The following is a 24,891-nucleotide window of genomic DNA, read 5'->3' as shown; positions in this document are numbered from 1 at the left end:
AGTACTCGGCTACGAACCGAGCGGTCACAGGTTCGAATCCTGTCGAGTGCACCATACACCAAGAAGCCCGCGTTTAACGCGGGCTTTTTGCTGTCTACGATTTGCCTTTCACGCATCCTCTCTCATCGAACACGATCTCGGCGCTACGACCTTTTTTGGTCTTGTAGGTGTACCGAGTGCTCGAATTCCTGACTTTGATCGAATCGGGCTTGCCCAGGGCGCTTTCTACGTCTTGTTGGCTCATGCCGGCGATGACTCGTCGGTCCATGATGGCTGTGCGGCGTTGCCCGGCGCTGATGAGGTTCCCGCAACGGTCCTCTGATTGTCCGATGACGGCCGCTTCCTTGCGGCTGGTTTTGTTGCCGGCTGTTTGCCGATGCGCGGCTTCAGGCAGCAGTGGCGCGAAGGTTCCGGGATGGTAGGGATGGATCTGCTGTAGCGACAGATCCTCGTCTGGGGCGCAACTCAGCGTCGTGAAGGTGACGTGTCCTGCAATATTTTCGCAGCGATGCACCGTTTGCCCGACGGCCCACAAGGGCAGGCAGGCGAGCATAAACAGGTAGCGGTGAGCCAGCATTTGGCGTCTTCCTTGACGATGAAAAAGAGAAGGGTAGCCGCTGCATTTCAGAGGGCGTGCGCGGTTTCTTTTCCGGATGAGTCATCGCAAGGTGCAGGTTCAGCTCACGTTCAGGTTTGAGCCGCAAGCGCTTGTTCTTGCCGAGATTTTTTAACGTCTTTGCGTGTTAAGCAGTGTATGATTGCGCCCGTCAGCCCCGTCGGGGCTTTGGAAAATTCCCATGGACTTACCCAGTAGTTACTCAATATCTCGTTTTGCCAATCATGAATTAACTGATTGAACCTTCCGGCGTGCTCCACTGCTGGGAGTGGAGTTCGCCTATGACTGAAGTAGAAGTAAAGAAAACGCAGGAAAGCCTTCAGGATCGTCTCGCTCAAGTCGTTGAGCTGCTGCAGCGCCAGCGGGTCGTCGAAGACCTGACGCATCGCCAGGAAGGTGCGCATCATGACCGGGTCGAGAACCTGGTCCACCGGCAGAACCTTGTCGAGCTGCAACGCAAGCTCGATGACCTGCACTCCGCCGACGTCGCCTACATCCTTGAAGCCTTGCCACTGGAAGAGCGTCTGACGGTCTGGCAGTTGGTCAAGGCTGATCGCGACGGTGACATCCTGCTCGAAGTGTCGGACTCGGTTCGGGAAACCCTGATCGCCGACATGGATGATCACGAGTTGCTGGCGGCGGCCAAGGAAATGGACGCCGATGAACTCGCCGACCTTGCCCCCGAACTGCCCCGGGACGTTGTCCACGAACTGATGGAAGCCCTCGACGGCCAGCAGCGCGAGCGTGTGCGTTCGGCGTTGTCCTACGACGAGGAGCAGGTCGGTGCGCTGATGGACTTCGAGATGGTGACGATCCGCGAGGATGTCAGTCTTGAAGTGGTCTTGCGTTACCTGCGCCGTCTCAAGGAATTGCCCGGCCATACTGACAAACTGTTCGTGGTCGACTACGACGGCGTGCTCAAGGGCGTGCTGCCGATCAAGCGCCTGCTCGTCAACGATCCGGAGAAGCAGGTGGCCGAAGTCATGGCCAGCGATCCGGTGAGCTTTCACCCGGATGAAGACGCCTACGATGCGGCCCAGGCATTCGAACGTTATGACTTGATTTCCGCGCCGGTAGTCGACAAGAACGGCAAGCTGATCGGCCGTCTGACCATCGATGAAATGGTCGACCTGATTCGTGAGGAGAGCGAAAGCGAAGTCCTCAGCATGGCCGGTCTGCGCGAGGAAGAAGACATTTTTGCCTCGGTCTGGAAATCCCTGCGCAACCGCTGGGCCTGGCTGGCAATCAACCTGATCACCGCGTTTGTCGCCTCTCGGGTCATCGGCTTGTTCGAAGGCTCCATCGAGAAGCTGGTGGCGCTCGCGGCCCTGATGCCTATCGTGGCCGGTATCGGGGGTAACTCCGGCAACCAGACCATCACCATGATCGTCCGCGCCATGGCGCTGGACCAGGTCAGCACCGGCAACACTTCGCGCTTGATGCGCAAGGAACTGGCGGTGGCGCTGATCAATGGCGTGATCTGGGGTGGCGTGATCGGCGCGGTGGCGTACCTGCTCTATGGCAGTTGGTCACTGGGGGTGGTCATGACGGCGGCGATGACACTCAATTTGCTGCTGGCCGCCTTGATGGGGGTATTGATCCCCATGACCCTGGCTCGGATGGGGCGCGATCCGGCCATGGGGGCCAGTGTGATGATCACGGCCATGACCGACAGCGGCGGGTTCTTTATCTTTTTGGGGCTGGCGACCGTTTTCCTGCTTTGAAACACGCTTCAACGAAGCCCACCCATCCGGTGGGCTTTTTTGTGGGCGTTCGAAATGTCCCGGGCCGAATCCAAGGCAAAAAAAAGCCAGCGCGGGGCTGGCTTGAATATCTTTGATGGAATCAGGACGCGTCTGCGGCCATTTCGGCATCATGGGCAATCAGCGAAACGAGGGCGTTTTGCTGGCGATGAGAGAGTTGTCGGAAGCGTTGAAGCAACTCGCGCTCATGCAGGGACAACTCAGGGCTGTCCAGGCGCATGCTGAGCTCTTCACCTAGCGCACCTTCCTGGATGAGGCTTTGCTCAAGGCGCGCAATGATTTCGGAGTTCATGCTGCGGTGATGATTGCGAGCCACCTCGGCAATGCGTTCACGCATTCCGTCTGGCAGACGTACGACGAACTTGTCAGCCGTACGGCTGGAATAGATTGCCTGTTTCAATGGGCGCATATATTTAACCGGTTAGTTCAGGGGAGCGGTTCTCGGGATTGGCCGCAGGATGTCGATAGGACAAGCGCCGCAGCCAAATGTTCAACCTGAATTGTTAAGAGGCCCGCATCATGCCTCAAAATTGCCAGATCATTGGCGCCAATTCTGTGACAAATTCTGATCCGGGTAAAGGCGTTATGCCAGTACCCTTCATCAAAAACTGCGGACTGGTTTGAAAAAAACACCAGGTCTGCAGGGTGTGACCGTCGCATCGTGTCGATGTGCCATACCGTTGGGCGGTAAAGCACCCTGGCGCAACGTCACGTGCTGTCCTTGTCTTGTATAGGATAGTGGCAAAATGCCGATTTACTAGATCAAACTGCCAAGATAGATGAGCTGCAGCGAGAATTTTAGCGCCGCCACCGGCCAGGGCCCTGGGTTGCATCCTTTGCCTACACTTAAATAGCCACGGCCGACATGACAAACGCAGGGTAGGCCGTTAACATGCACGCCGTCCTTTCGTACCATCTTCTGGTGGTCGACTTGTGTCTCAGTAGCTCAATTGGATAGAGCATCCCCCTCCTAAGGGGAAGGTTGGCAGTTCGAACCTGCCCTGGGACACCATTTCAATACGCCTGCGCGGCAATGCGCGGGTTTCGCGGCTCCCTCTTGTAAACCTCTCTTCTTATGGCTCCAGGCCAAACCCTCTGCCTTCCTGTTGCACCGAATTGACAAAGCCGCCCAGTCGTCTTTCCTCAGGTTTTGCAGGGAACAAGGACATCAACGAAATGCAGTGCATCGAGTTCCGAAAAGTCATCGACCTGAGCCATGTCATCAGCCCGGCCATTGCCCGTTGGCCGGGCGATCCGCCGGTGGTGTTCGATGTCGTGGCTGAGCAGGAAAAAGACGGCTACTACCTGCGACGCTTCAGCATGGGTGAGCACAGTGCAACCCATATGAATGCGCCTAACAGTTTTGATCCCAGCGCCATTGGGATTGATGCCTATGAGCCGGAGTCCCTGGTGCGGCGGGCTGTCGTGATTGACGTACGAGCCCAGGCGGGGGATGACGCCGATTACGTGATTGGTGTCCACGACATCGAAGAGTGGGAGCGGGTGCACGGGCGTATCGACCAGGGCAGCGTTGTGCTGTTCCATACGGGTTGGCAAGCGCTGTGGGGCGATCCCGAGCGCTTTATCAATGCTGATGCGAAGGGGCCGCATTTTCCCGGTGTAGGTGCGGCCACCACGCAGTTTTTGCTGCAAGAGCGGCGGATAGCCGGTGTGGGGATCGATACCCATGGCGTCGACCCTGGCCAGGACTCGGTCTATGCCACGAACGGCCAGATTCTGGCAAAAAATGGCATTGTCCTGGAATGCCTGACTCATCTCGATCAGTTGCCTGCCAAGGGTACGACGCTGGTCATCGGCGTGCTTCGCCTGAAAGACGGATCGGGTTCGCCTGTTTCCGTAATGGCGTTTGTTCCTTAGTCGCGATCGACTTAACGGAACGCCATCTGCGGCCGATAACCTGATGAGCCCCGTTTTCTTTTACTTGCCTGGACATCCTCGATGCTGGCGTACCACCAAAAAAGCTTTCTGATCGTCGATGATTTCTCGGATTTCCGCAGTTCCCTCCGCTCCATGTTGCGTGAGCTGGGGGTCAAGGACGTGGACACCGCCGATACCGGTGAAGCGGCGCTGCGCATGTGCTCGCAGAAGCGCTACGACTTCATCTTGCAGGACTATCACCTGGGCGATGGCCGCAAGAACGGTCAGCAAGTGCTGGAAGACCTGATGGTCGAGAAGTTGATCAGCCATGAAAGTGTTTTCCTCATGGTGACCGCCGAGACTAGCCAGGCGATGGTGCTCAGCGCCCTGGAGCATGAGCCCGATGCGTACCTGACCAAACCGTTCAACCGCTCCGGCCTGGCCCAGCGGCTGGAGCGGCTGGAGCAGCGCAAGACGTTGCTCAAGCCGATCCTGCAAGCCCTCGATCGCGGCAAGCCGATGGAGGTGCTCAATGCCTGCATCGCCCTGTGCAAGCAAGACCCGCGCTATGGGCCGTTGTGCCTGCGCTATCGGGCCGATGCGTTGCGCGATCTGAATCAGAACGAAGCGCTGGAGCGCCTGTACAACAGCATCCTGGGCGACCGTCCGTTGCCGTGGGCCTATGCGGGGTTGGGGAAGTTGATGTTCAAGCGCGGCCAGGTCGCGCAGGCCAAGGCTGTCTATGAAAAAGCCCTGAAAGTTTTCCCGATGATGCCGGCGCTGTACGACGGCATGGCTGATGTGCTTGTGGCAGAAGGCGACACGAAACAGGCGCAGAGCGTGCTGGAAGAAGCGGTACGCCTGTCGCCATTGGCCGTGCGCCGTCAATCGTTGCTGGGCAAGCTGGCGATGACCAACGAAGACTACGACACGGCGTCCCGGGCTTATCGACAGGCGGTCGGGCAGGGCGCGCAGTCGCGCTTCAAGGACCCGGAAAGCAACCTTGGCCTGGCCCACGCGCTGATCAGCAAGGGCAGCGAAAAAGGCCTCGATACCCGCACGCGGCTGGAGATCAACACGACCCTCAGCGCCGTGGCGAAGGACAACCCCAGCGATCCCGGGTTGCAGGTCCGGGCGCGGCTGATGAAGGCCACGAGCCTGTTGCTCAACGATGCCGAGACGGCCGAAAAGCTCACCGAACAGGCCTTGCAGCGCCTCGATGGCATGGAGCAGTTCATGAGTGCCGAAGCCGCGCTGCTGGTGGCCAAGCAACTGCAAATGCTTGGCCAGACCAGTGCCGGCGAGTCGATGCTCAAGAACTGCGCGGAAATCTACGGTGATGATCCGACGGTGATGCAAGGCATTGCCAAGCTCACCGATGACCCGAACATTCTGAATCAGGGCAACGCGGCCGCCGAGGTGAACCGCGAAGGCGTGCGCGTCTACAAGACCGGCGCGCTGCCGGAGGCGCGGGAGCTGTTCCGCCGTGCCCTGAAGATGCAGCCGAAGAACATCAGTATTGCCCTGAACATGGCGCAATCCCTGCTGCATGGCACCGACACCAGCGTGGATTCGGAGCTGTTGCAGGAGTGCCGTGCCTGCCTGAAACTGGTGGGCATGATGCCCGACACCGACGCGCGTTTTGCGCGTTATCAGAAACTGCGAAGCAAGGCATTTGGCGATGAATGACAGCGAACAGGCTCTCGATTTTTCCACGGTGATCGCGTCTACCGTGCACGACATGAAGAACTCCCTGACCTTGCTCATGCAGGCGCATGCGCAATGGCTTGAACGGTTGCCGGATGGGCAGCGCCAGACTACCGAGCAGGGCGTCATCGAGTTCGAGTTCGCCCATCTCAACGGTCTGCTGGTGCAGCTGCTGGGGCTGTACAAACTCGGCGTCAACCAGTTGCCGCTGCACCCGGCCTACCATGAGTTGGATGACTTCATCGAGGCGCAGCTGGCCGGTCATCAGGACGTGTTCCGCAGTCGCGGGATCATGGCCACTTACGAAGTCGACCCGCTGAGCCCCCTGGGCTTTTTCGATCGCGAGTTGGTCGCTTCGGTGCTCGACAACTGCATCAACAACGCCATCCGTCACGCACGCCAGGCGCTGCTGATCACGGTGAGCGACGAGGCCGGGCAACTGGTGCTGACCATCAATGACGACGGCGACGGCTACCCTGCCGATATGATCGAGCGTCAGGCCGAGTACGTGCAGGGCATCAACCACAGCAGCGGCAGCACCGGGTTGGGCCTGTACTTCGCCGCACGGATCGCCGGGCTGCATCAGCGCGGTGGCGTCTGTGGGCGTACCGAGATTGCCAATGGCGGCGTGTTGGGTGGAGGGGTGTTCAGGCTTTATCTGCCCTGAGCCTGTCCGGCAAATTTTCCTCCTCAACACAAGCCCGCTTCCACAGGGAGTCACACATTCTCCACCCTAAGTGTTTATTGCCCGTGGATGCTTGATATTCCGAATAGCCGAAGCCTATTTTGTACGGGTTGCCGTTCGCGGCTCGCACATAACAAGGATTGCGTCATGACGACCGATGGCCAGCGTTCACTCGCGCAGCGACTGACCGGCATTGATGAGATTGAATGTGTTACGCCGGATTTGAATGGCGTGCCGCGGGGCAAGGTGATGACCGCCGAGGGTTTCCTCGAAGGTCGACGGTTGCAGTTGGCCAAGGGCGTGCTGCTGCAATGCATCATGGGCGGCTACCCGCCGTCGCGCTTTTATGGCAGTGACGATGGCGACCTGGCCCTGGTGGCGGATTCGAGGCAAATCCATCGCTTGCCTTGGAGTGCGCAACCGCGCGCGCTGGCGATTTGCGACGCCGATGAACTGTCCGGCGCAAGCTCCCGGCTTTCGACGCGCGGCCAGCTCAAGGCCGTGATCGCCCGCTATGCAGCCCGGGGGCTGGCGCCCGTGGTGGCGACCGAGCTGGAGTTCTTCGTATTCGCCCCCAACCCGGACCCGACCCAGCCGTTCCAGCCGCCGTTGGGCCTGGACGGGCGTCGCGAAGACGGCCAGTCGGCGTTCAGCATCAGTTCCAACAACGGTCTGCGCCCGTTCTTCAGTGAAGTCTACGAATGCATGGCGGCGCTGGGCTTGCCGCGCGATACCTTCATGCATGAAATGGGCGTGAGCCAGTTCGAGATCAATCTGCTGCACGGCGATCCGTTGCTGCTGGCCGACCAGACGTTCCTGTTCAAGCACCTGCTCAAGGAAGTGGCCCTCAAGCATGGCCTGAATGTCGTCTGCATGGCCAAGCCGCTGGCCCACACGGCGGGCAGTTCGATGCACATCCACCAGAGCGTCGTCGAGTTGGGCAGCGGTCGCAATGTATTCAGCGATGAGACGGGCGAGCCGACGGCAACGTTCCGGCATTTCATCGGCGGGCAACAGGTTGCCATGGCTGACTTCACGGCGCTGTTTGCGCCGAACGTCAACTCCTACCAGCGCCTGTGCCATCCGTTCGCGTCGCCGAACAATGCCTGCTGGTCCCATGACAATCGTTCGGCCGGGTTGCGTATCCCTGCCAGTTCGCCGGTAGCTCGCCGGGTCGAAAATCGCTTGCCAGGCGCGGACGCCAACCCTTATCTGGCGATTGCCGCCAGCCTGGCCGCCGGCCTTCACGGCATCGAGAACTGCCTGGAGCCCAGCGCCGCGATCCAGGGCGAGTTCGAAGTGCCGGATAATCTCGCGTTGCCATGTACCCTGCACGCTGCGCTGGAACGTCTGAAGCGTAGTGATCTGGCGAAGGAGCTGTTCGGTACGGAGTTCATCGAGGGCTACATCGCTTCGAAAACCCTTGAGCTGACGAGCTTCTTCGATGAAATAACCCCCTGGGAGCGGCGTGTTCTAGCGGCTCAGGCCTAACGAACCGTTGTTCTCGGGCTATCGTCATCGGTAGCCCGTCCTCACTGCAAGGAGCCGCTCGGAACGCCGATGCGCCAAATCTGGAAACCCTTTCGAGCGCTGTATTTCGCCTCGCTGATGATGCTCATCGGCTCGGGCCTGTTGAGCACCTACCTGGCTTTGCGCCTGGCCGCCGACCATGTGGACAGCCTCTGGGTCGGTGCGCTGATGGCCGCCAACTATTTCGGCCTGGTGCTGGGCGGCAAGATCGGCCATCGGCTGATTGCCCGTGTCGGGCATATCCGTGCCTATTCGGCCTGCGCCGGGATCGTCGGCGCGGCGGTACTGGGTCACGGCCTGGTGGATTGGCTGCCGGCCTGGATCGTACTGCGGATGATTGTCGGCCTGGGCATGATGTGCCAGTACATGGTCATCGAGAGCTGGCTCAATGAGCAGGCCGATGCCAAGCAGCGCGGAGTGGTGTTCAGTGGCTACATGATCGCCTCGTACCTGGGGCTGGTGCTGGGCCAACTGATCCTGGTCATGCACCCGGCCCTGGGCCTGGAATTGCTGATGCTGGTGGCGCTGTGTTTCGCCCTGTGCCTGGTGCCCGTGGCGCTGACCCGGCGGATTCACCCCGCACCACTGCGTCCGGCGCCGATGGAGCCGCGCTTCTTCATCCAGCGGGTGCCGCAATCGTTGAGTACGGTGCTGGGTTCTGGGCTGATCGTCGGCTCGTTCTATGGCCTGGCACCACTGTATGCCTCCCAGCAGGGGCTTTCGACCGAACAGGTGGGTCTGTTCATGGGCTGCTGCATTTTTGCCGGCCTGCTGGTGCAGTGGCCGCTGGGATGGTTATCCGACCGTTACGACCGGGCGCTGCTGATCCGCTGCGTTGCGTTGTTCCTGGCACTGTGCGCGCTGCCCTTGGCGATCCTGGGCGAAGCGCCGCTGGAAGTGCTGTTTGTGGCCGGCTTCTTTTGTTCGCTGATGCAGTTCTGCCTGTACCCCTTGGCGGTGGCGTTTTCCAACGACCATGTCGAGGGCGATCGGCGGGTGTCGCTGACGGCCATGCTGCTGGTGACCTACGGTGTCGGCGCCAGTGTCGGGCCGCTGGTGGCCGGGGTGCTGATGAAGCTGTTTGGCAGCCAGATGCTGTATGCCTTTTCGGCGTTCTTTGCGTTGGTGCTGGTGTGGCGGATCCGGCCGAAAGCGGTGACGAACCTGCATCAGGTCGACGATGCGCCGCTGCATCACGTGGCCATGCCGGACAGTATGTCGAGTTCACCGTTGGTGGCGTGTCTCGATCCGCGGGTGGATGAGCAGGTGGTGCAGGAACAGATGCAGGCCCCGCTCGACGCTGAGACTGACCCTGAATCCATGGCTGAAACCGAAGCTGTGGCGCAGGCTGAGGGCGCAGACCACGAAAAGCCTTGAACCGGGCATAAAAAAACGGGCAGTCCCGCAAGGGCTGCCCGTTTTTTATGGGGGTGTCAGAAGTCGTCTTTATCGAAGCGACGGGCTTCGCGTTGCAACTGGTAAACGAAGCGCTCCACCTGCCGCTGTACCAGGCCACTGATGTTGTGGAAGCGCACGCCGGCGAACGTGGTGTTGATCCTTTCTTCGAAGTGCAGGTAGCGCAGCTCGACCGGCGCGGTCATGTTGCCAAAGGGCAGGGCGGCGATGAAGCGCTCGTACACCTGGCCCAATTGCAGGCGCTCGGTGATGTCGCCATCGAAACGCAGTTTGCAACCGGTTGCAGAGATGTCCAGCAGCTTGCCGTCCACCGGGGACTTGAGTTTCTCGCCACCGAGCTCGACGTTCACCAGTTGCGCCAGTTTCAGGGCAGCACGGAAGGCGTTGCGACGCTGGTGGTAGACCACTTCGTCGGGCAGGGCGCCGCGATAGCAGCGACCGTCCTTGGATTCATCGATGGTCAGTTGGCCTTTGCCTTCCCAGGCGATGCGCACGCCCTCGTGGAAACCCTCGACACGGAACGGCTCGCCCGCCAACAGGAAACGCTCGCCGTCGCGGGGAATCATTTCGTCCAGGGCGAGGGCGTTGTTTTCGCGATCGACGTCCACCAGATAGCTCTGGAAGCGCTGGCTGCGTTCGTGAAAGGTGATGATCAGCGGGTCGTGGCTATCTTGCAGCATCCGCAGGTTGCCAGAGATTTCCAGGGGCGTGCTGAGGACCTTGGGGGGCTGCGGAGTATCATCCGCGTTTGAGGCATTGAACACGGGGGTCAATCTCCAGGCAAAAAACGACTACGTATGTCCGGCATTTTGCCAGCATGTATCGCGCGTTGATAGGGCGCAAGCATGGTTCGTTTCATGCCTGGCTGAGCGGGCGATGCTTGACCATCCGGGCGGTCGAGCCGCGGGCGTCATAGAGTGAAGGGATTTCCCCGCCGTTGAGAATGCGCAATTGGTTGGCCGTGGCGGCCTGCTGGACCTGGATCGACTGGCCATTGCGCGCGTTGGCGGCCTGGCACTGGGCGAGCAGATCATTGAGCGCTTTGCTCTGGGACAACAGCTGATCCCCCATCGACGACTGGCTGGCCAATTGCTCGAGGCCGTCGTGATTGGCGGGCAGGTTGAGGCTGGCGAGAATCTCGCTGCGCTTGCGGCCATGCTGGTCGAGCAAGATGATCAATGCCTGTTTCTGCGCCAGGATATTCTCCAGCAGGGGCATGTCGCGACCGTGCAGTGCCAGGGATTCGGCTTGCAGCAATTCCAGCAATTGTTGCACTGGAACAAAGTCGTCGGTGATCAGTTGCAATAAAGTCGTGTCGTGCATGGCTGGCCTTGGGTCTTAAGCGTCCAAAAGCCTGGCGCCGGCGGCGGCCTAGCGCTGGGCTTCGAAGTTGAGCAGTTTGCTGGCTACGCGGTTGCTGTCGACTTTATAGCTGCCATCGGCGATAGCTGCTTTCAACTCGGCCACACGGGCGTTGTCGACGACAGGTTGATCGCGCAGCTTGTCAGTGACCTTCTGCAACTGCTGAGCCTCATTGCTGAGGTGTACCGACTCTCCGGTGCTGACCTGTTCGGCCGGGGTAGACAGCGGCGCGGATTTGCCGGTTTCGGCGGTTTCCTTGCTGGCGCTGGTACGCGTAGTGCCTGTCAGCGGTGAAGAGCTGTTTAAACGATTGAAATCGATGACCATGGTAAAAAACCTCTGGGTATTTGGACGCTTGCCATGTTTTCGGCCATTCCCAAAATAACTTTAGGCCCATCATTCGATGAGCGTGCGCACGTCTGCGCTAGCCTTTGCATAAGGCACAGTCTAGGGAACAGCGAGGGCAAGCGCCAGCTTTCTACCCTTTCCATCTGATCGCTACATGGCCACTTCCACCTGGCCTGGGGCCATCACCTGCGCCTTGATAACCCGTTGTGAGTTAAGGTTTTTTACTCGTATCTGTTCACGCATGCCGCCATTGGACAGGGCCTCGCCCGGCATGCGCACGGCCAGGGTGCCGCTGCGGGCGGTGATGACCACCTGATCACCCTTGCGGACCACTTCGGCCTGCTCCAGGTGCACCAGGGTGACGATCTGATCGGCGACCATTGGTCGGACAAGTTTTTGCCCGATGGCCTGGTCGACGGAAGTCAGGAAGCCCTGGGTGATCTGGCTGACGTCCCGCTCGCGCAGCACCACGTCCTGAGGCTCGACGATCCCGGCCCGCTTGAGCGGACGGGTGGTGGTGACAATTTCCCGGAACAGGTGCACTTGAGCCGGTACGAACACGGTCCACGGCGCGGCGCTGTCGCAACGAACCTTGACGGTGACGCGGCCCAGGGGCGTGGCCGGGCTCTCCAGCGAAGCAGTCAATTCCTTGTCGCACATCGGCATGCGCAGGCGGGGGTCCAGCTGGTTGACTTCGATTTCGTAGCGACCTTCGGTTTGACTGGTTGCCAGGTAGTCTTCTACGGTGAATTCAAGAAAGCCCTGAGTGACGCCGATAAGGAGATCAGGCAAGGTAACCGGAGCCGCGGCAAGGGCAGGGCCGCCCGAGGTGAACAGACAGACAGCCAGCAGCGCACCGAGCCAGTGGCGGCAGTGAGTGGTCAGGCGTCGAGAAAATGTCGTTTGTGCGTTCATGCCGGTTCAATAGCAAGCCCCGTGCCGTTTAGTGATGAATGCGCGTCGGACACATTAGCGTTAGGCTCGTTACGAAAAGTCTTGAGACGAAGGTCAGGCAAGGCGAAAACAGCCGAGGAAGCGCAGTGTACTGGAGTACATGAGCATTCCGAGGCTGTTTTCAACGCAGCATGAACGAGTCTCAAGGCTTTTCGTACAGAGCCGTTAGGTAGGAGTCAGGGCATGGCGGGAGTAATGGATTCGGTAAACCAGCGCACGCAGTTGGTCGGTCAGAATCGCCTGGAGCTGTTGCTGTTCCGTCTTGACGGCCAGCAAATGTATGGGATCAACGTGTTCAAGGTCCGTGAGGTGCTGCAATGCCCCAAGCTGACCCTGATGCCCAAGTCCAGCCCCGTTGTGTGCGGTGTGGCGAATATCCGGGGTGCGACCATTCCGATTCTCGATCTGGCGATGGCCACCGGTTCCGGTGGGTTGCTGGACCAGAGCAATCCGTTTGTGATCATCACCGAGTACAACACCAAGACCCAGGGTTTCCTGGTGCGCTCGGTGGAGCGCATCGTCAACATGAACTGGGAAGAGATTCATCCACCACCCAAGGGCACCGGTCGCGACCACTACCTGACGGCAGTGACGCGGGTCGACAACCAACTGGTGGAAATCATCGACGTGGAGAAAATCCTCGCCGAAGTGGCGCCGACCCCGGAAACGATTTCCGTGGGTGTGGTGGATGCCGAAACGCAGCACAAGGCGGTGTCTATGCGGGTGCTGACCGTCGATGACTCGTCGGTGGCGCGCAAGCAGGTGACCCGTTGCCTGCAAACGATCGGCGTCGACGTGGTGGCGCTGAACGACGGACGGCAAGCCCTGGATTACCTGCGCAAGCTGGTCGACGAGGGCAAGAGGCCGGAAGAGGAGTTCCTGATGATGATCTCCGACATCGAAATGCCGGAGATGGACGGGTACACGCTGACGTCGGAGATCCGCAGCGACCCGCGTATGCAGAAGCTGCACATCATCTTGCATACGTCATTGTCCGGGGTCTTCAACCAGGCGATGGTCAAGAAGGTCGGTGCCGATGACTTCTTGGCGAAGTTCCGGCCCGATGACCTGGCGTCCCGGGTTGTCGAGCGGATCAAGGCAGCAGAATAAAGGTCGGGCGCGTGGTGCGCCCGGCAAGTCAACACAATGAAAGAGGCGGTATCTTGTCTACGGGTAATTTAGATTTCGAACAGTTCCGGGTCTTCCTGGAAAAAGCCTGTGGCATCTTGCTGGGTGAGAACAAGCAGTACCTGGTGTCGAGCCGTCTCAACAAGTTGATGGAGCAACAGGGCCTCAAGACGTTGGGCGAGCTGGTACAGCGTATCCAGAGCCAGCCACGCAGCGGCTTGCGCGAGATGGTGGTGGACGCGATGACCACCAACGAGACCCTATGGTTTCGCGACACCTACCCCTTCGAGGTGTTGAAGAACAAGGTGCTGCCGGCGGCCATCAAGGCCAGCCCGGGCCAGCGCCTGCGGATCTGGTCGGCAGCCTGTTCGTCGGGGCAGGAACCCTATTCGCTGTCGATGTCCATCGATGAGTTCGAGCGGACCAACATCGGCCAGTTGAAAGGCGGTGTGCAGATCGTCGCCACCGACCTGTCCGGGACCATGCTCAATAACTGCAAGACCGGCGAATACGACAGCCTGGCCATTGGCCGTGGTCTGTCGCCGGATCGCCTGCAACGCTACTTCGACCCCAAGGGGCCGGGTAAATGGGTGGTCAAGGCGCCGATCAAGAATCGCGTGGAGTTCCGTTCCTTCAACTTGCTGGACAGCTACGCCAGCCTGGGCAAGTTCGACATCGTGTTCTGCCGCAACGTGCTGATCTACTTCTCCGCCGAAGTGAAGAAGGACATCCTGATGCGCATCCACAGCACGCTGAAGCCGGGCGGCTACCTGTTCCTGGGCGCCTCCGAGGCGTTGAACGGTTTGCCGGATCATTACCAGATGGTCCAGTGCAGCCCTGGGATCATTTATCAGGCGAAGTGATGGGCTTGAGTGGTCAAAAAACGGGAGTCCTCCAAGGCTCCCGTTTTTTTATGCTTGCCGATTTCCCCCAATCACCTCCATTCCCTGTGGGAGCAAGCCCGCTCCCACAATTGGAGTGTCATTGCCTTTAAGAAGCGGCAGAAAAGCGGCGTCCGGCGGAAAACCGTTGCCGCTTTTCTGGCATTGCCGCCTTGCCGGTGCCCGCAAGGCCCCGGTTTATGGGGTTTTTGAAAGTGGCACGAGGCTTGCTAAAGCCTGCCTACGTACATTCTGGTCACCCAAAAGGTTTGCGCCATGAGCATCAGCTTCGATAAAGCGCTCGGTATCCATGAAAAGGCCCTGGGCTTCCGCGCCCAACGTGCCGAAGTCCTGGCTAACAACATCGCCAACGCCGACACCCCGAACTACAAGGCTCGGGACCTGGATTTCTCCAAAGTGCTCGCCGAGCAGAACGAGAAAGCCCAGAACGGCACCTTCGCCCTGAACATGACCAATAGCCGTCATATCGAAGCCGAAGGCCTGGGTAACGGCGACGAATCGCTGATGTATCGCACGCCGATGCAGCCGTCGATCGACCAGAACACCGTGGATGCTCAGCTGGAACAGTCCAACTACGCGGAAAACTCCGTGAACTTCCAGGCCAGCTTCACCCTGCTCAACAGCAAATTCAAAGGGCTGGTATCGGCCCTGCGCGGAGAGTAATCCATGTCGATCGCGAGCGTATTCAACATCGCCGGCAGTGCCATGAGTGCCCAGACCACTCGCCTGAACACCGTCGCCAGTAACATCGCCAACGCCGAGACCGTTTCGTCGAGCATCGACCAGACCTACCGCGCCCGTCACCCGGTATTCGCCACCATGTTCCAGGGCGGCCAGTCCGGCGGCAGCGATTCGCTGTTCCAGGAGCAAGCCGCCGCCGGACAGGGCGTGCAGGTGCTGGGCGTGGTCGAAGACCAGAGCAACCTCGAAGCACGTTATGAGCCGAACCATCCGGCTGCCGATGCCAAGGGCTACGTCTACTACCCGAACGTCAACGTCGTCGAAGAAATGGCCGACATGATTTCCGCCAGTCGTTCCTTCCAGACCAACGCCGAAATGATGAACACCGCCAAAACCATGATGCAGAAGGTCCTGACCCTCGGTCAGTGATAAGGGGCGAATCACATGAGCGTTACCAACACAACCGGTGGTTTGAGCCTCAACGAGATCCTGGCCAACTCCTCCGTCAAGACGCCCACCACCACTGATGGCCTGGCCTCGGCGACCGGTGCGGTGACCGGCAAGAAAGAGCTCGGCAAGGATGCGTTCCTGCAGCTGCTGGTCACCCAGCTGAAAAACCAGAACCCGCTGGAGCCCCAGGACAACGGTGCGTTCGTGGCCCAACTGGCACAGTTCAGCAGCCTGGAAGGCATCACCACGCTCAACACTACGGTGAGCGGAATCGCCGGCAACTACAACTCGTCCCAGGCCTTGCAAGCCTCGTCGCTGGTGGGGCGTTCGGTCATTGCCCCGGGTAACAAGGCGGTGGTCGACACTTCCAAGAGCCTCAATGGCACGGTGGTGGTGCCCACGGCGGTGTCCGCCCTGGCGCTCAAGGTCGTGGACAAGGACGGCAAGACCGTTCGCACCATCGACATGGGCAGCCAGAGCGCCGGCAACTCTGCCTTCATCTGGGATGGCAAGAACGACGCAGGCACGACGGTCGAAGCGGGCACCTACACCTTCCAGGCCTCGACCACCATCGACGGCAAGGCCACGTCGCTGATCACCAACCTGCCGGCAACGGTCAGCAGCGTGACGATCAGCCAGACGGGCGGTGAACTGATGCTCAACCTCGCCGGGCTGGGCAGCATTGCCCTGTCCAAAGTACAAACTATTGGTATGTAGAGCCGACTAACCCGGCAAAAGGAGTGACACATGTCTTTCAACATCGGCCTTAGCGGTCTCTACGCAGCCAACAAGCAGTTGGACGTGACCGGCAACAACATCGCCAACGTGGCCACCACCGGTTTCAAATCGTCCCGCGCGGAATTCGAAGACGTCTACTCGGCCACCAAGCTGGGCTCGGGCAGCAAGACCGTCGGCAACGGCGTGCGCCTGGCCAACGTTTCCCAGCAGTTCGGCCAGGGTGACGTGAACAACACCGGCAACGTGCTGGACATGGGTATCCAGGGCCAGGGCTTCTTTGTCCTGGATAACAACGGTTCCCTGAGCTACACCCGTGCGGGTACCTTCAAGACCGACAAGGACGGTTTCATCACCAACACGGATGGCACGTCGCGCCTGCAAGGCTATGGCGTGGATGCCAACGGCAACATCCTCAACGGCATCCTGACCGACCTGCGCATCGACACTTCCAACCTGCCGCCGCAGGCCACCAGCCTGGTGTCGTCGACGATCAACCTGAACTCCACGGCGACGGCTATCAGCCAGGCGGCGCCGTACAAGTTCGACCCGGCCGATACTGCCACTTTCACCAAGCAGTTCACCACGCCGGTCTACGATACCCAGGGCAACCAGCATTCCATGGACCAGTACATGGTCAAGACCGGTTCCAACACCTGGGATGTCTACACGCTGATCGATGGTCGAAACCTGGACGGTAGCTCGCCGACGGCTGCGGCCACGTTGGCAGTACCTTCGACGATGACCTTCAACTCCAGCGGCAAGTTGGTCCAGGTCAGCACGCCGCCTGCGACCATCAACAGTGATCTGGTGCTGACCGGTTGGGTACCTGGCACTGTTACCAATGGCGTGTGGGCCGCTAACGGCGCCGGTTCGTCGAATATTACGGTGTCCATGGCCAACACCACCCAGTTTAACGCCGACACCGCCCGGTCGATTCCGACCCAGAACGGTTACGCCACTGGCCAGATCACCAACCTGACCATCGACGGCAGCGGTGTGTTGCTGGCCAACTTCAGCAACAACCAGACCAAGCCGATCGGCCAGCTCGCGCTCGCCAGCTTCACCAACGAGCAAGGCCTGCAGCCAGTAGGCGGCACCAGCTGGAAGGAAACCTTCGCTTCGGGTATCCCAGGCTACGACGCTCCGCAAACCGGTACCCTGGGTTCGATCGTCTCCAACTCCCTGGAAGAGTCCAACGTCAACCTGACCAACGAACTGGTCGAACTGATCAAGGCCCAGAGCAACTACCAGGCGAACGCCAAGACCATCTCCACCCAGAGCACCATCATGCAGACCATCATTCAGATGACCTGATGCCGATGGTGGCTTGAGCGCTGCACAAAAAGCCCCTCGCGAGAGGGGCTTTTTGTTGTGGATGTCCCGTCATCGCGGGCAAGCCTTGCTCCCACAGAAATTGGTGGTGGAAACAAGGCCTATGACCGCCACAGATCCCTGTGGGAGCTGAGCTCGCGATGAGGCCAGTTCAGGCGCCACCTTTCTCCAGGCAAAAGAAAACCCCCGATAAACCAGCGGTCTATCGGGGGCTTTTTCAGCAAGCGCCTTTACGCGCTCACCCGCTCAGCTTATTGGCAAGCTTCGCAATCCGGCTCGTCGATCGCGCAGGCTTTTGGCACTGGCGCCGGACCTGCTGGAGCAGCCAGGACCGAATCGTCACCGTGGTTGCCGCCGCTGGAAACAGCGTTCAGCTTGCCGGTGTTGATGGTCGACTTCTCGGTGCTGGTGGCGGCCAGGGCACGGAGGTAATAGGTGGTTTTCAGGCCACGGTACCAGGCCATGCGGTAGGTCACGTCGAGCTTCTTGCCCGAAGCGCCGGCGATGTACAGGTTCAGCGACTGAGCCTGGTCGATCCACTTCTGGCGACGGCTGGCGGCGTCGACGATCCACTTGGTGTCCACTTCGAACGCGGTGGCGTAGAGCGCCTTCAGTTCTTGCGGGATGCGCTCGATCTGCTGCACCGAACCGTCGTAGTACTTCAGGTCGTTGATCATGACCGAGTCCCACAGGCCGCGGGCCTTGAGGTCGCGGACCAGGTACGGGTTGATCACGGTGAATTCGCCCGACAGGTTCGATTTCACATACAGGTTCTGGTAGGTCGGTTCGATCGACTGCGACACGCCGGTGATGTTGGCGATGGTGGCGGTCGGTGCGATGGCCATGATGTTGGAGTTACGGATGCCTTTCTGCACACGGGCGCGAACCGGTGCCCAGTCCAGGGATTCGTTCAGGTCGACGTCGATGTACTTCTCGCCACGCTGGGCGATCAGGATCTGTTGCGAGTCCAGCGGCAGGATGCCCTTGGACCACAGCGAACCCTGGAACGTCTCGTACGAGCCGCGCTCGTCGGCCAGGTCGCAGGAAGCCTGGATCGCGTAGTAGCTGACCGCTTCCATGGACTTGTCGGCGAACTCTACAGCAGCGTCGGAGCCGTACGGGATGTGCTGCAGGTACAAGGCGTCCTGGAAGCCCATGATGCCCAGGCCGACCGGACGGTGCTTGAAGTTGGAGTTCTTCGCTTGCGGCACCGAGTAGTAGTTGATGTCGATCACGTTGTCGAGCATGCGCACGGCGGTGTTCACGGTGCGTTGCAGCTTGGCGGTGTCCAGCTTGCCGTTGACGATGTGGTTCGGCAGGTTGACCGAGCCCAGGTTGCAGACCGCGATCTCGTCCTTGTTGGTGTTCAAGGTGATTTCGGTGCACAGGTTCGAGCTGTGGACCACGCCCACGTGCTGCTGCGGGCTGCGCAGGTTGCACGGGTCCTTGAAGGTCAGCCATGGGTGGCCGGTCTCGAACAGCATCGACAGCATCTTGCGCCACAGGTCTTTGGCCTGGACGACTTTGAACAGCTTGATCTTGTTGTACTCGGTCAGGGCTTCGTAGTACTCGTAGCGCTCTTCGAAGGCCTTGCCGGTCAGGTCGTGCAGGTCCGGCACTTCGGACGGCGAGAACAGGGTCCACTTGCCGTCGTCGAAGACGCGCTTCATGAACAGGTCGGGGATCCAGTTGGCGGTGTTCATGTCGTGGGTACGACGACGGTCATCACCGGTGTTCTTGCGCAGCTCGATGAACTCTTCGATGTCCATGTGCCAGGTTTCCAGGTAGGCACAGACCGCGCCCTTGCGCTTGCCGCCCTGGTTGACCGCCACGGCGGTGTCGTTGACCACTTTGAGGAACGGCACGACGCCCTGGGATTTGCCGTTGGTGCCCTTGATGTACGAGCCCAATGCGCGAACCGGGGTCCAGTCGTTGCCCAGGCCACCGGCGAATTTCGACAGCATGGCGTTGTCGTGGATCGCGCCGTAGATGCCCGACAGGTCGTCCGGCACGGTGGTCAGGTAGCAGCTCGACAGCTGTGGACGCAGGGTGCCGGCGTTGAACAGGGTCGGAGTCGAGGCCATGTAGTCGAAGGACGACAACAGGTTGTAGAACTCGATGGCGCGCTCTTCCTTGTTCTTCTCTTCGATCGCCAGGCCCATGGCCACGCGCATGAAGAAGATCTGCGGCAGTTCGAAACGCACGCCATCCTTGTGGATGAAGTAACGGTCGTACAGGGTTTGCAGGCCCAGGTAGGTGAACTGCTGGTCACGCTCGTGGTTGATCGCCTTGCCGAGTTTTTCCAGGTCGAAAGAGGCGAGGACCGGGTTCAGCAATTCGAATTCGATACCCTTGGCGACGTAGGCCGGCAGCGCCTTGGCGTACAGGTCGACCATTTCGTGGTGGGTCGCGCTCTCGGCGACTTCCAAAAAGCCCAGGGCTTCGGCACGCAGGGTGTCCATCAGCAGGCGAGCGGTCACGAAGGAGTAGTTCGGCTCGCGTTCCACCAGGGTGCGGGCGGTCATTACCAGGGCGGTGTTGACGTCCTTGAGGGCGACGCCGTCATAGAGGTTCTTCAGGGTTTCGCGCTGGATCAGCTCGCCATCGACTTCTTCCAGGCCTTCGCAGGCTTCGGTGACGATGGTGCTCAGGCGACCCATGTCCAGCGGCGCCAGGCTGCCGTCGGCGCGGGCGATGCGGATCGAAGGGTGGGCCTGGACCGGTGCGTCGGCAGGCGCGCGGGTGGCGCGCTCCTTGGCACGCGAGTCACGGTAGATGACGTAGTCGCGGGCTACTTTCTGCTCGCCGGCACGCATCAGGGCCAGTTCGACCTGGTCCTGGATTTCTTCGATGTGGATGGTGCCGCCCGAAGGCATGCGGCGCTTGAAGGTCGCGGTGACCTGTTCGGTCAGGCGAGCCACGGTGTCGTGGATTCGCGACGAAGCGGCTGCGGTGCCGCCTTCAACTGCGAGGAACGCTTTGGTGATGGCGACGGTGATCTTGTCATCGGTGTAAGGAACGACAGTGCCGTTACGCTTGATCACGCGCAGTTGGCCCGGGGCGGTGGCGGACAGATCCGAGTTCGAATCAGCGGCCAGCGGCACGGTGCCCTGCGGGTTCTCGCGAGTTGTGTCGGTGTGCATGGGTGTCTCCACGTTCTCTATGTTTGTTTGGGCACCATCACGGTGCCCACCGTTCCGTCCTGAAGCACTACAACCGACTGACGCCGGGCATAACAACTTCGGGACAGTCGGAAGCAGGCGATCGACGCTGCTTCCATCCGAAGTTCTGGGCTTCGAGCCAGGGCTTGAAACCGGATTGCAGGGTGCCAGCAATGGACTGCAACACCCGTACCGTTCTGGTCTCTTTCGAGCTGCAAAACGGTCGCCATCCGCAAGGGCGGTCTGGGCTTGGGGAAATGCGGTGTTTTAGCTCGACAGAAGCGAGGAAAGCGCTTGAATTCTCTGTCCGAGTTGTGTTTGGTTTTTGGTCGAAAACCCTACATGTAGGGTTTTTTACGCGACGGGCTACAAGATAATGCGTTTTGGGGGATGAATGCAACGTACTACCTGTGGATAAGCCTGTGCGTAATTTGTGTGCGAAATAGGGAACTGCGCTGTAGGCCGCGACCTTGCTGAATCGCGCCCTTTTTCGGCTTTTTCGACGAGCCGAGAACAGCCCGTCGATTTTCGCGGGCGCGGACGTTACCACATAAATCTCCTCCCGACCGAACGCATTTGTCCGCTTGTTTTCTGTGCGGGCCACGTTTATACAATCGGCGTGTGTATGGGGGTGTTTATCCTCCTTGAACATGACAAAAAGACGGGAGCGGCCGTGTTTGAATGCCTGAAGTGGGTACCTTTGTGGCGAGGGAGCAAGCTCCCTCGCCACAGGGTCTTGTCCTGATCCTGCCTTAGGTTTGTGCTGATCCTTCCTTTTATATTCACCGCAAGACGAGGCCCCAGTGGAACAAGAAGCCTGGCAGGTATTGATCGTCGAGGATGACCAGCGTCTGGCCGAACTGACCCGTGAATACCTCGAAAGCAACGGCTTGCGTGTCGCCATTGAAGGTGATGGGGCCGTGGCGGCGGCGCGGATCATTGCCGAGCAGCCGGACCTGGTGATTCTCGATCTGATGTTGCCCGGCGAAGACGGCCTGAGCATTTGCCGCAAGGTGCGCGAGGATTATGACGGGCCGATCCTGATGCTGACCGCGCGCACCGACGACACCGACCAGATCCAGGGCCTGGACCTGGGGGCCGATGACTACGTCTGCAAACCGGTGCGTCCGCGCCTGCTGTTGGCGCGCATCCAGGCCTTGCTGCGGCGCAGCGAACTGGAGCCGTCGCTGCCGCAAAGGCCGCGGCGCCTGCAATTCGGCCCGTTGCTGGTCGACGATGCCTTGCGCGAAGCCTGGTTGCAGGGCAATGGCATCGAGTTGACCAGCGCCGAATTTGATCTGCTCTGGCTGCTGGTGTCCAACGCCGGGCGCATCCTGTCCCGGGAAGAGATCTTCACCGCGCTGCGCGGCATCGGATATGACGGCCAGGACCGCTCCATCGATGTACGCATCTCGCGCATCCGTCCCAAGATCGGCGACGACCCGGAGCATCCACGGCTGATCAAGACCATCCGCAGCAAAGGCTACCTGTTCGTTCCCGAAGCCTGCGTAGACCTGGTGCCGTGAATTCGATCTTCCTGCGTATCTATGGCGGCATGTGCGCGGCGCTGGTGCTGGTGGCGGTTCTTGGCGTACTGGCCTTGCACCTGCTCAACCAGACGCGCAGCGAGCAGTACCGCGAACGACTGGCCCATGGCACGTTTTCGTTGATGGCCGACAACCTGCGGCCGATGAACGAGACCGAGCGGCACCGGGCGCTGTTGGTGTGGGAGCGCCTGCTGGGCATTCCCTTGACGTTGCAGACCTTCGCCCAGACCCACCTCGACCTCGGCCAGCGTACCCGCGTACTGCGCGGCCAGGCGCTGGTCGAGCAGACCGGGCCCCATGCGGCGAAGGTCTATCGGCTGGTCAGCGATGGCGAGCAATTGATGTTGATGGGCGAGGTCCAGCAGATCAGCGAACAGTTGGCCCGGGCCACCATTTACCTGCTGGCCGACGAGCTGGTGCGTTACCCGGTCGACGAGCAGCCTGAGCGGCTGGCGCAGCTCAAGCTGGAAAAAGGCTTTGGTTTCGACTTGCGCCTGACGAGCGTCGCGCAAGTGGACATGGACGAAGACCAGCGCCGACGCGTGTCCGAGGGCGATACGGTGATGGCATTGGGCAAGGACGGCGACTCGATCCGGGTGTTTGCCGGCATGGTCGGCACGCCGTGGGTGCTGGAGATCGGCCCGCTGTACCAGATGAACCCGTATCCGCCGGAGTGGCTGGTGCTGATCGCGGCGCTGGGCTTGAGCCTCATCGGCTTGATCGTCTACCTGTTGGTGCGCCAGTTGGAGCGGCGCCTGCGGGGCCTGGAGGCTGCTGCCACCCAGATCGCCCAAGGCAGCCTGGAAACCCGCGTACCGGCCCGCGGCGCCGACTCGGTCGGGCGCCTGGCCGCCGCGTTCAACGGCATGGCCGAACACTTGCAACAACTGTTGGCGATCCAGCGAGAGTTGGTGCGGGCGGTGTCCCACGAATTGCGTACCCCGGTGGCGCGCCTGCGCTTCGGCCTGGAAATGCTCGGCAGCGCCGGCACTGACCAGGCCCGGGAAAAATACCTGGCGGGCATGGACCACGACATCGAGGACCTGGACCGCTTGGTGGACGAGATGCTGACCTATGCACGGTTGGAGCAAGGTTCGCCGGCCTTGAATTTCCAGCGGGTGGACCTGGATGTGCTGGTCAACCAGGTGATCGAGGAACTGGGACCGTTACGGGCCGGGGTGACGGTCGAGCGGGGGCTCTGCCTGTCGGCGGCCGACTGCGACGGCGCATGGGTCGAGGCTGAGCCGCGGTTCCTGCATCGCGCCCTGCAGAACCTGGTGAGCAACGCCATGCGCCATGCCAGGTCGCAGGTGACGGTCAGCTACCAGGTCGGCCAATTGCGCTGTCGGGTGGATGTGGAGGACGACGGATCCGGAGTGCCGGAGGCCGCGTGGGAGCGCGTCTTCAAGCCCTTCCTGCGCCTGGACGACAGCCGCGCCCGAGCGTCGGGCGGTCATGGGTTGGGGCTGTCGATCGTGCGCCGGATCATCCATTGGCATGACGGGCGGGCGTTGATCGGCAAGAGCAAAAGCCTGGGCGGGGCGTGTTTCAGCTTGAGCTGGCCGAGGCATCAGGACAGGTCTTGAGACTGGAGGTGAAGGAGATGGCGCCATCGCGGGCAAGCCTTGCTCCCACAATGCAGACGCCCACTTCTAAATGTGATCCTGTGGGAGCAAGGCTTGCCCGCGATGAGGCCCTTCCAGGCACTACAACGCTCAGGCCCTGATCCCTACCAGACTCAACAACTGCCCATCCTTCACCCCAAACTGCGCTTGTAGCTCACGGCCATGGCACCACTCGGCCGACAAATCGGTCAGCAAACGCAGCCGCACGTCCCCGTCATGGGACCATTCCAGCAGCTCGGCGTGTTCGAAGTAAAAGCGCTGCCCGACAATCGGGTACAACGCCTTGAACAGGCTTTCCTTCACCGAAAAGGTCAGGGTCACCAGCAGCGCCCGGTCATCTGGCGCGGCGCTGGCCATGCGCAGCAGCTCGGGCGGTGTGAGGATTTCACCGGCCAGGCGTTCGGCCCGTTCGGGGGCGAGCAGGTTTTCCACGTCCATGCCCAGCCCCTGCCAGTGATCTTTTCTGGCGACGATGGCCGCGGCCCGGCCAGCGCCGTGGGTGATCGAGCCGCTGACATGAGCCGGCCACACTGGGGCGCGGTCTTCGCCAATGGCTGGCACGCAGGCCAAGCCATCCAGCCGCTGCAACGCCGCCCGGGCGCAGATCCGCCCAGCCAGGAACTCGGCCTGGCGCTTGGCCACCGAACGCTCGATGCTTGCGGGCGGCTCGATGGCGCTGTTGCGGAAATCTTCACCGGTCAGCCGCAACGGATCGAAACGAGTGCTCAGCAGCACGGTGTCGGGCAGCGCATCGGGTAACAGCCAGTGTTCATCCAGAGGCGAGCAACAGGCGGGCAGGGAGGGGAGTGTGTTCATGCCGGGCATTTTGCCGGGTTGCCAAGGGGCTGGGTAGTGGGTGTGTATCGCGCAGGGACAGGCCATTGAGGCGAGCAAGCTTTTGTGGCGAGGGAGCTTGCTCCCGCTGGACTTGACGGCGGGTAAGCCTGTGAACACCGTTGTGGCGAGGGGATTTATCCCCGCTGGGCTGCGAAGCAGCCCTAAATCTGAGAGCTCGGTGTGTCAGATTGAACGCGTCACGGCCGTTGGGGCTGCTTCGCAGCCCAGCGG

22 protein-coding genes and 1 tRNA gene are annotated in these 24,891 nt (G+C 60.6%); 15 read left to right on the top strand and 8 right to left on the bottom strand.

Annotation, left to right across the window (positions count from 1 at the left end):
* Positions 1–94: 94 nt before the first annotated feature.
* Positions 95–577: a cell envelope protein SmpA gene (locus tag ACODSJ_RS23060; protein WP_489103940.1), complete on the bottom strand. Its 483-nt coding sequence runs from the start codon at positions 575–577 to the stop codon at positions 95–97.
* 320 nt (positions 578–897) lie between these two features.
* Between ACODSJ_RS23060 and mgtE the strand changes: the two genes are divergently transcribed.
* Positions 898–2,340 carry a magnesium transporter gene (mgtE, locus tag ACODSJ_RS23055; RefSeq protein ID WP_489103939.1) on the top strand — a complete coding sequence of 481 codons (1,443 nt, stop codon included), beginning with the start codon at positions 898–900 and terminating at the stop codon, positions 2,338–2,340.
* Between the two features lie 121 nt (positions 2,341–2,461).
* Here mgtE and ACODSJ_RS23050 read toward each other — a convergent pair whose 3' ends face one another.
* Complete coding sequence (locus ACODSJ_RS23050) at positions 2,462–2,788, bottom strand: Arc family DNA-binding protein (protein ID WP_003178899.1); 327 nt, start codon at positions 2,786–2,788, stop codon at positions 2,462–2,464.
* 526 nt (positions 2,789–3,314) lie between these two features.
* On the opposite strand from ACODSJ_RS23050, the gene ACODSJ_RS23045 reads away from it, so the two are divergent.
* The 6 genes from ACODSJ_RS23045 (at position 3,315) to ACODSJ_RS23020 (ending at position 9,556) form a co-directional block, all read left to right on the top strand.
* Positions 3,315–3,391, top strand: a tRNA-Arg gene (locus ACODSJ_RS23045).
* A gap of 164 nt (positions 3,392–3,555) precedes the next feature.
* A complete protein-coding gene (locus tag ACODSJ_RS23040) occupies positions 3,556–4,257 on the top strand; it encodes a cyclase family protein (protein WP_489103938.1) in 702 nt (233 codons plus the stop codon).
* An 81-nt stretch (positions 4,258–4,338) separates the two neighbouring features.
* The gene (locus ACODSJ_RS23035) at positions 4,339–5,946 is read left to right on the top strand and encodes a response regulator (protein WP_489103937.1); all 1,608 of its coding nucleotides are present in this window, start codon (positions 4,339–4,341) and stop codon (positions 5,944–5,946) included.
* Positions 5,939–6,631 (top strand): sensor histidine kinase, encoded by a 693-nt coding sequence (locus ACODSJ_RS23030; protein WP_489103936.1) that lies wholly within the window; start codon positions 5,939–5,941, stop codon positions 6,629–6,631. The genes ACODSJ_RS23035 and ACODSJ_RS23030 overlap by 8 nt, the downstream gene beginning before the upstream one ends.
* A 267-nt stretch (positions 6,632–6,898) precedes the next feature.
* Positions 6,899–8,140 carry a glutamine synthetase family protein gene (locus tag ACODSJ_RS23025; RefSeq protein WP_489103941.1) on the top strand — a complete coding sequence of 414 codons (1,242 nt, stop codon included), beginning with the start codon at positions 6,899–6,901 and terminating at the stop codon, positions 8,138–8,140.
* Between the two features lie 69 nt (positions 8,141–8,209).
* The gene (locus ACODSJ_RS23020; protein ID WP_489103935.1) at positions 8,210–9,556 is read left to right on the top strand and encodes an MFS transporter; all 1,347 of its coding nucleotides are present in this window, start codon (positions 8,210–8,212) and stop codon (positions 9,554–9,556) included.
* A 56-nt stretch (positions 9,557–9,612) separates the two neighbouring features.
* Here ACODSJ_RS23020 and ACODSJ_RS23015 read toward each other — a convergent pair whose 3' ends face one another.
* The 4 genes from ACODSJ_RS23015 to flgA all read right to left on the bottom strand — a co-directional run bounded on the left by ACODSJ_RS23015 (position 9,613) and on the right by flgA (position 12,220).
* Positions 9,613–10,359 (bottom strand): flagellar brake protein, encoded by a 747-nt coding sequence (locus tag ACODSJ_RS23015; protein WP_489103934.1) that lies wholly within the window; start codon positions 10,357–10,359, stop codon positions 9,613–9,615.
* 91 nt (positions 10,360–10,450) lie between these two features.
* The gene (locus tag ACODSJ_RS23010) at positions 10,451–10,918 is read right to left on the bottom strand and encodes a flagella synthesis protein FlgN (RefSeq protein ID WP_489103933.1); all 468 of its coding nucleotides are present in this window, start codon (positions 10,916–10,918) and stop codon (positions 10,451–10,453) included.
* Positions 10,919–10,966: 48 nt separating this feature from the next.
* The gene (gene flgM, locus ACODSJ_RS23005; RefSeq protein ID WP_489103932.1) at positions 10,967–11,284 is read right to left on the bottom strand and encodes a flagellar biosynthesis anti-sigma factor FlgM; all 318 of its coding nucleotides are present in this window, start codon (positions 11,282–11,284) and stop codon (positions 10,967–10,969) included.
* Positions 11,285–11,455: 171 nt separating this feature from the next.
* On the bottom strand, positions 11,456–12,220 hold the full coding sequence (gene flgA, locus ACODSJ_RS23000; protein WP_489103931.1) for a flagellar basal body P-ring formation chaperone FlgA: 765 nt from the start codon (positions 12,218–12,220) through the stop codon (positions 11,456–11,458).
* 222 nt (positions 12,221–12,442) lie between these two features.
* On the opposite strand from flgA, the gene ACODSJ_RS22995 reads away from it, so the two are divergent.
* The 6 genes from ACODSJ_RS22995 to flgE all read left to right on the top strand — a co-directional run bounded on the left by ACODSJ_RS22995 (position 12,443) and on the right by flgE (position 17,472).
* Positions 12,443–13,369, top strand: coding sequence for a chemotaxis protein CheV (locus ACODSJ_RS22995; RefSeq protein WP_489103930.1), 927 nt, complete (start codon positions 12,443–12,445; stop codon positions 13,367–13,369).
* 53 nt (positions 13,370–13,422) lie between these two features.
* A complete protein-coding gene (cheR, locus tag ACODSJ_RS22990) occupies positions 13,423–14,250 on the top strand; it encodes a protein-glutamate O-methyltransferase CheR (RefSeq protein WP_489103929.1) in 828 nt (275 codons plus the stop codon).
* Between the two features lie 294 nt (positions 14,251–14,544).
* Positions 14,545–14,952 (top strand): flagellar basal body rod protein FlgB, encoded by a 408-nt coding sequence (gene flgB, locus ACODSJ_RS22985; RefSeq protein WP_489103928.1) that lies wholly within the window; start codon positions 14,545–14,547, stop codon positions 14,950–14,952.
* 3 nt (positions 14,953–14,955) lie between these two features.
* Positions 14,956–15,399 (top strand): flagellar basal body rod protein FlgC, encoded by a 444-nt coding sequence (flgC, locus tag ACODSJ_RS22980; protein WP_489103927.1) that lies wholly within the window; start codon positions 14,956–14,958, stop codon positions 15,397–15,399.
* Positions 15,400–15,414: 15 nt separating this feature from the next.
* The gene (gene flgD, locus ACODSJ_RS22975; protein ID WP_489103926.1) at positions 15,415–16,137 is read left to right on the top strand and encodes a flagellar hook assembly protein FlgD; all 723 of its coding nucleotides are present in this window, start codon (positions 15,415–15,417) and stop codon (positions 16,135–16,137) included.
* Positions 16,138–16,167: 30 nt separating this feature from the next.
* A complete protein-coding gene (flgE, locus tag ACODSJ_RS22970; RefSeq protein ID WP_489103925.1) occupies positions 16,168–17,472 on the top strand; it encodes a flagellar hook protein FlgE in 1,305 nt (434 codons plus the stop codon).
* Between the two features lie 269 nt (positions 17,473–17,741).
* Here flgE and ACODSJ_RS22965 read toward each other — a convergent pair whose 3' ends face one another.
* A complete protein-coding gene (locus ACODSJ_RS22965) occupies positions 17,742–20,633 on the bottom strand; it encodes a ribonucleoside-diphosphate reductase subunit alpha (protein WP_489103924.1) in 2,892 nt (963 codons plus the stop codon).
* Between the two features lie 821 nt (positions 20,634–21,454).
* Here ACODSJ_RS22965 and ACODSJ_RS22960 point away from each other — a divergent pair.
* Positions 21,455–22,177, top strand: a complete 723-nt coding sequence (locus ACODSJ_RS22960; RefSeq protein WP_489103923.1) for a response regulator — start codon at positions 21,455–21,457, stop codon at positions 22,175–22,177.
* The gene (locus tag ACODSJ_RS22955) at positions 22,174–23,784 is read left to right on the top strand and encodes an ATP-binding protein (RefSeq protein WP_489103922.1); all 1,611 of its coding nucleotides are present in this window, start codon (positions 22,174–22,176) and stop codon (positions 23,782–23,784) included. Before ACODSJ_RS22960 ends, ACODSJ_RS22955 begins: the two co-directional genes overlap by 4 nt.
* A 129-nt stretch (positions 23,785–23,913) precedes the next feature.
* On the opposite strand, the gene ACODSJ_RS22950 is transcribed toward ACODSJ_RS22955, so the two are convergent.
* Positions 23,914–24,639 (bottom strand): 4'-phosphopantetheinyl transferase family protein, encoded by a 726-nt coding sequence (locus ACODSJ_RS22950; RefSeq protein WP_489103921.1) that lies wholly within the window; start codon positions 24,637–24,639, stop codon positions 23,914–23,916.
* Between the last annotated feature and the right edge of the window lie 252 nt (positions 24,640–24,891).

This window comes from Pseudomonas sp. FG6 (genome assembly GCF_057809015.1).
Note: the sequence above shows the minus strand (reverse complement) of the source record. Positions and strands in the feature narration are given on the sequence as shown.

What these genes read in the sequence shown, in the direction of transcription:
- ACODSJ_RS23060 (WP_489103940.1), bottom strand. Translation starts at nt 577, where the DNA reads ATGCTGGCTCACCGCTACCTGTTTATGCTCGCCTGCCTGCCCTTGTGG.
- mgtE (WP_489103939.1), top strand. Translation starts at nt 898, where the DNA reads ATGACTGAAGTAGAAGTAAAGAAAACGCAGGAAAGCCTTCAGGATCGT.
- ACODSJ_RS23050 (WP_003178899.1), bottom strand. Translation starts at nt 2,788, where the DNA reads ATGCGCCCATTGAAACAGGCAATCTATTCCAGCCGTACGGCTGACAAG.
- ACODSJ_RS23040 (WP_489103938.1), top strand. Translation starts at nt 3,556, where the DNA reads ATGCAGTGCATCGAGTTCCGAAAAGTCATCGACCTGAGCCATGTCATC.
- ACODSJ_RS23035 (WP_489103937.1), top strand. Translation starts at nt 4,339, where the DNA reads ATGCTGGCGTACCACCAAAAAAGCTTTCTGATCGTCGATGATTTCTCG.
- ACODSJ_RS23030 (WP_489103936.1), top strand. Translation starts at nt 5,939, where the DNA reads ATGAATGACAGCGAACAGGCTCTCGATTTTTCCACGGTGATCGCGTCT.
- ACODSJ_RS23025 (WP_489103941.1), top strand. Translation starts at nt 6,899, where the DNA reads ATGACCGCCGAGGGTTTCCTCGAAGGTCGACGGTTGCAGTTGGCCAAG.
- ACODSJ_RS23020 (WP_489103935.1), top strand. Translation starts at nt 8,210, where the DNA reads ATGCGCCAAATCTGGAAACCCTTTCGAGCGCTGTATTTCGCCTCGCTG.
- ACODSJ_RS23010 (WP_489103933.1), bottom strand. Translation starts at nt 10,918, where the DNA reads ATGCACGACACGACTTTATTGCAACTGATCACCGACGACTTTGTTCCA.
- flgM (WP_489103932.1), bottom strand. Translation starts at nt 11,284, where the DNA reads ATGGTCATCGATTTCAATCGTTTAAACAGCTCTTCACCGCTGACAGGC.
- flgA (WP_489103931.1), bottom strand. Translation starts at nt 12,220, where the DNA reads ATGAACGCACAAACGACATTTTCTCGACGCCTGACCACTCACTGCCGC.
- ACODSJ_RS22995 (WP_489103930.1), top strand. Translation starts at nt 12,443, where the DNA reads ATGGCGGGAGTAATGGATTCGGTAAACCAGCGCACGCAGTTGGTCGGT.
- flgB (WP_489103928.1), top strand. Translation starts at nt 14,545, where the DNA reads ATGAGCATCAGCTTCGATAAAGCGCTCGGTATCCATGAAAAGGCCCTG.
- flgC (WP_489103927.1), top strand. Translation starts at nt 14,956, where the DNA reads ATGTCGATCGCGAGCGTATTCAACATCGCCGGCAGTGCCATGAGTGCC.
- flgD (WP_489103926.1), top strand. Translation starts at nt 15,415, where the DNA reads ATGAGCGTTACCAACACAACCGGTGGTTTGAGCCTCAACGAGATCCTG.
- flgE (WP_489103925.1), top strand. Translation starts at nt 16,168, where the DNA reads ATGTCTTTCAACATCGGCCTTAGCGGTCTCTACGCAGCCAACAAGCAG.
- ACODSJ_RS22965 (WP_489103924.1), bottom strand. Translation starts at nt 20,633, where the DNA reads ATGCACACCGACACAACTCGCGAGAACCCGCAGGGCACCGTGCCGCTG.
- ACODSJ_RS22950 (WP_489103921.1), bottom strand. Translation starts at nt 24,639, where the DNA reads ATGAACACACTCCCCTCCCTGCCCGCCTGTTGCTCGCCTCTGGATGAA.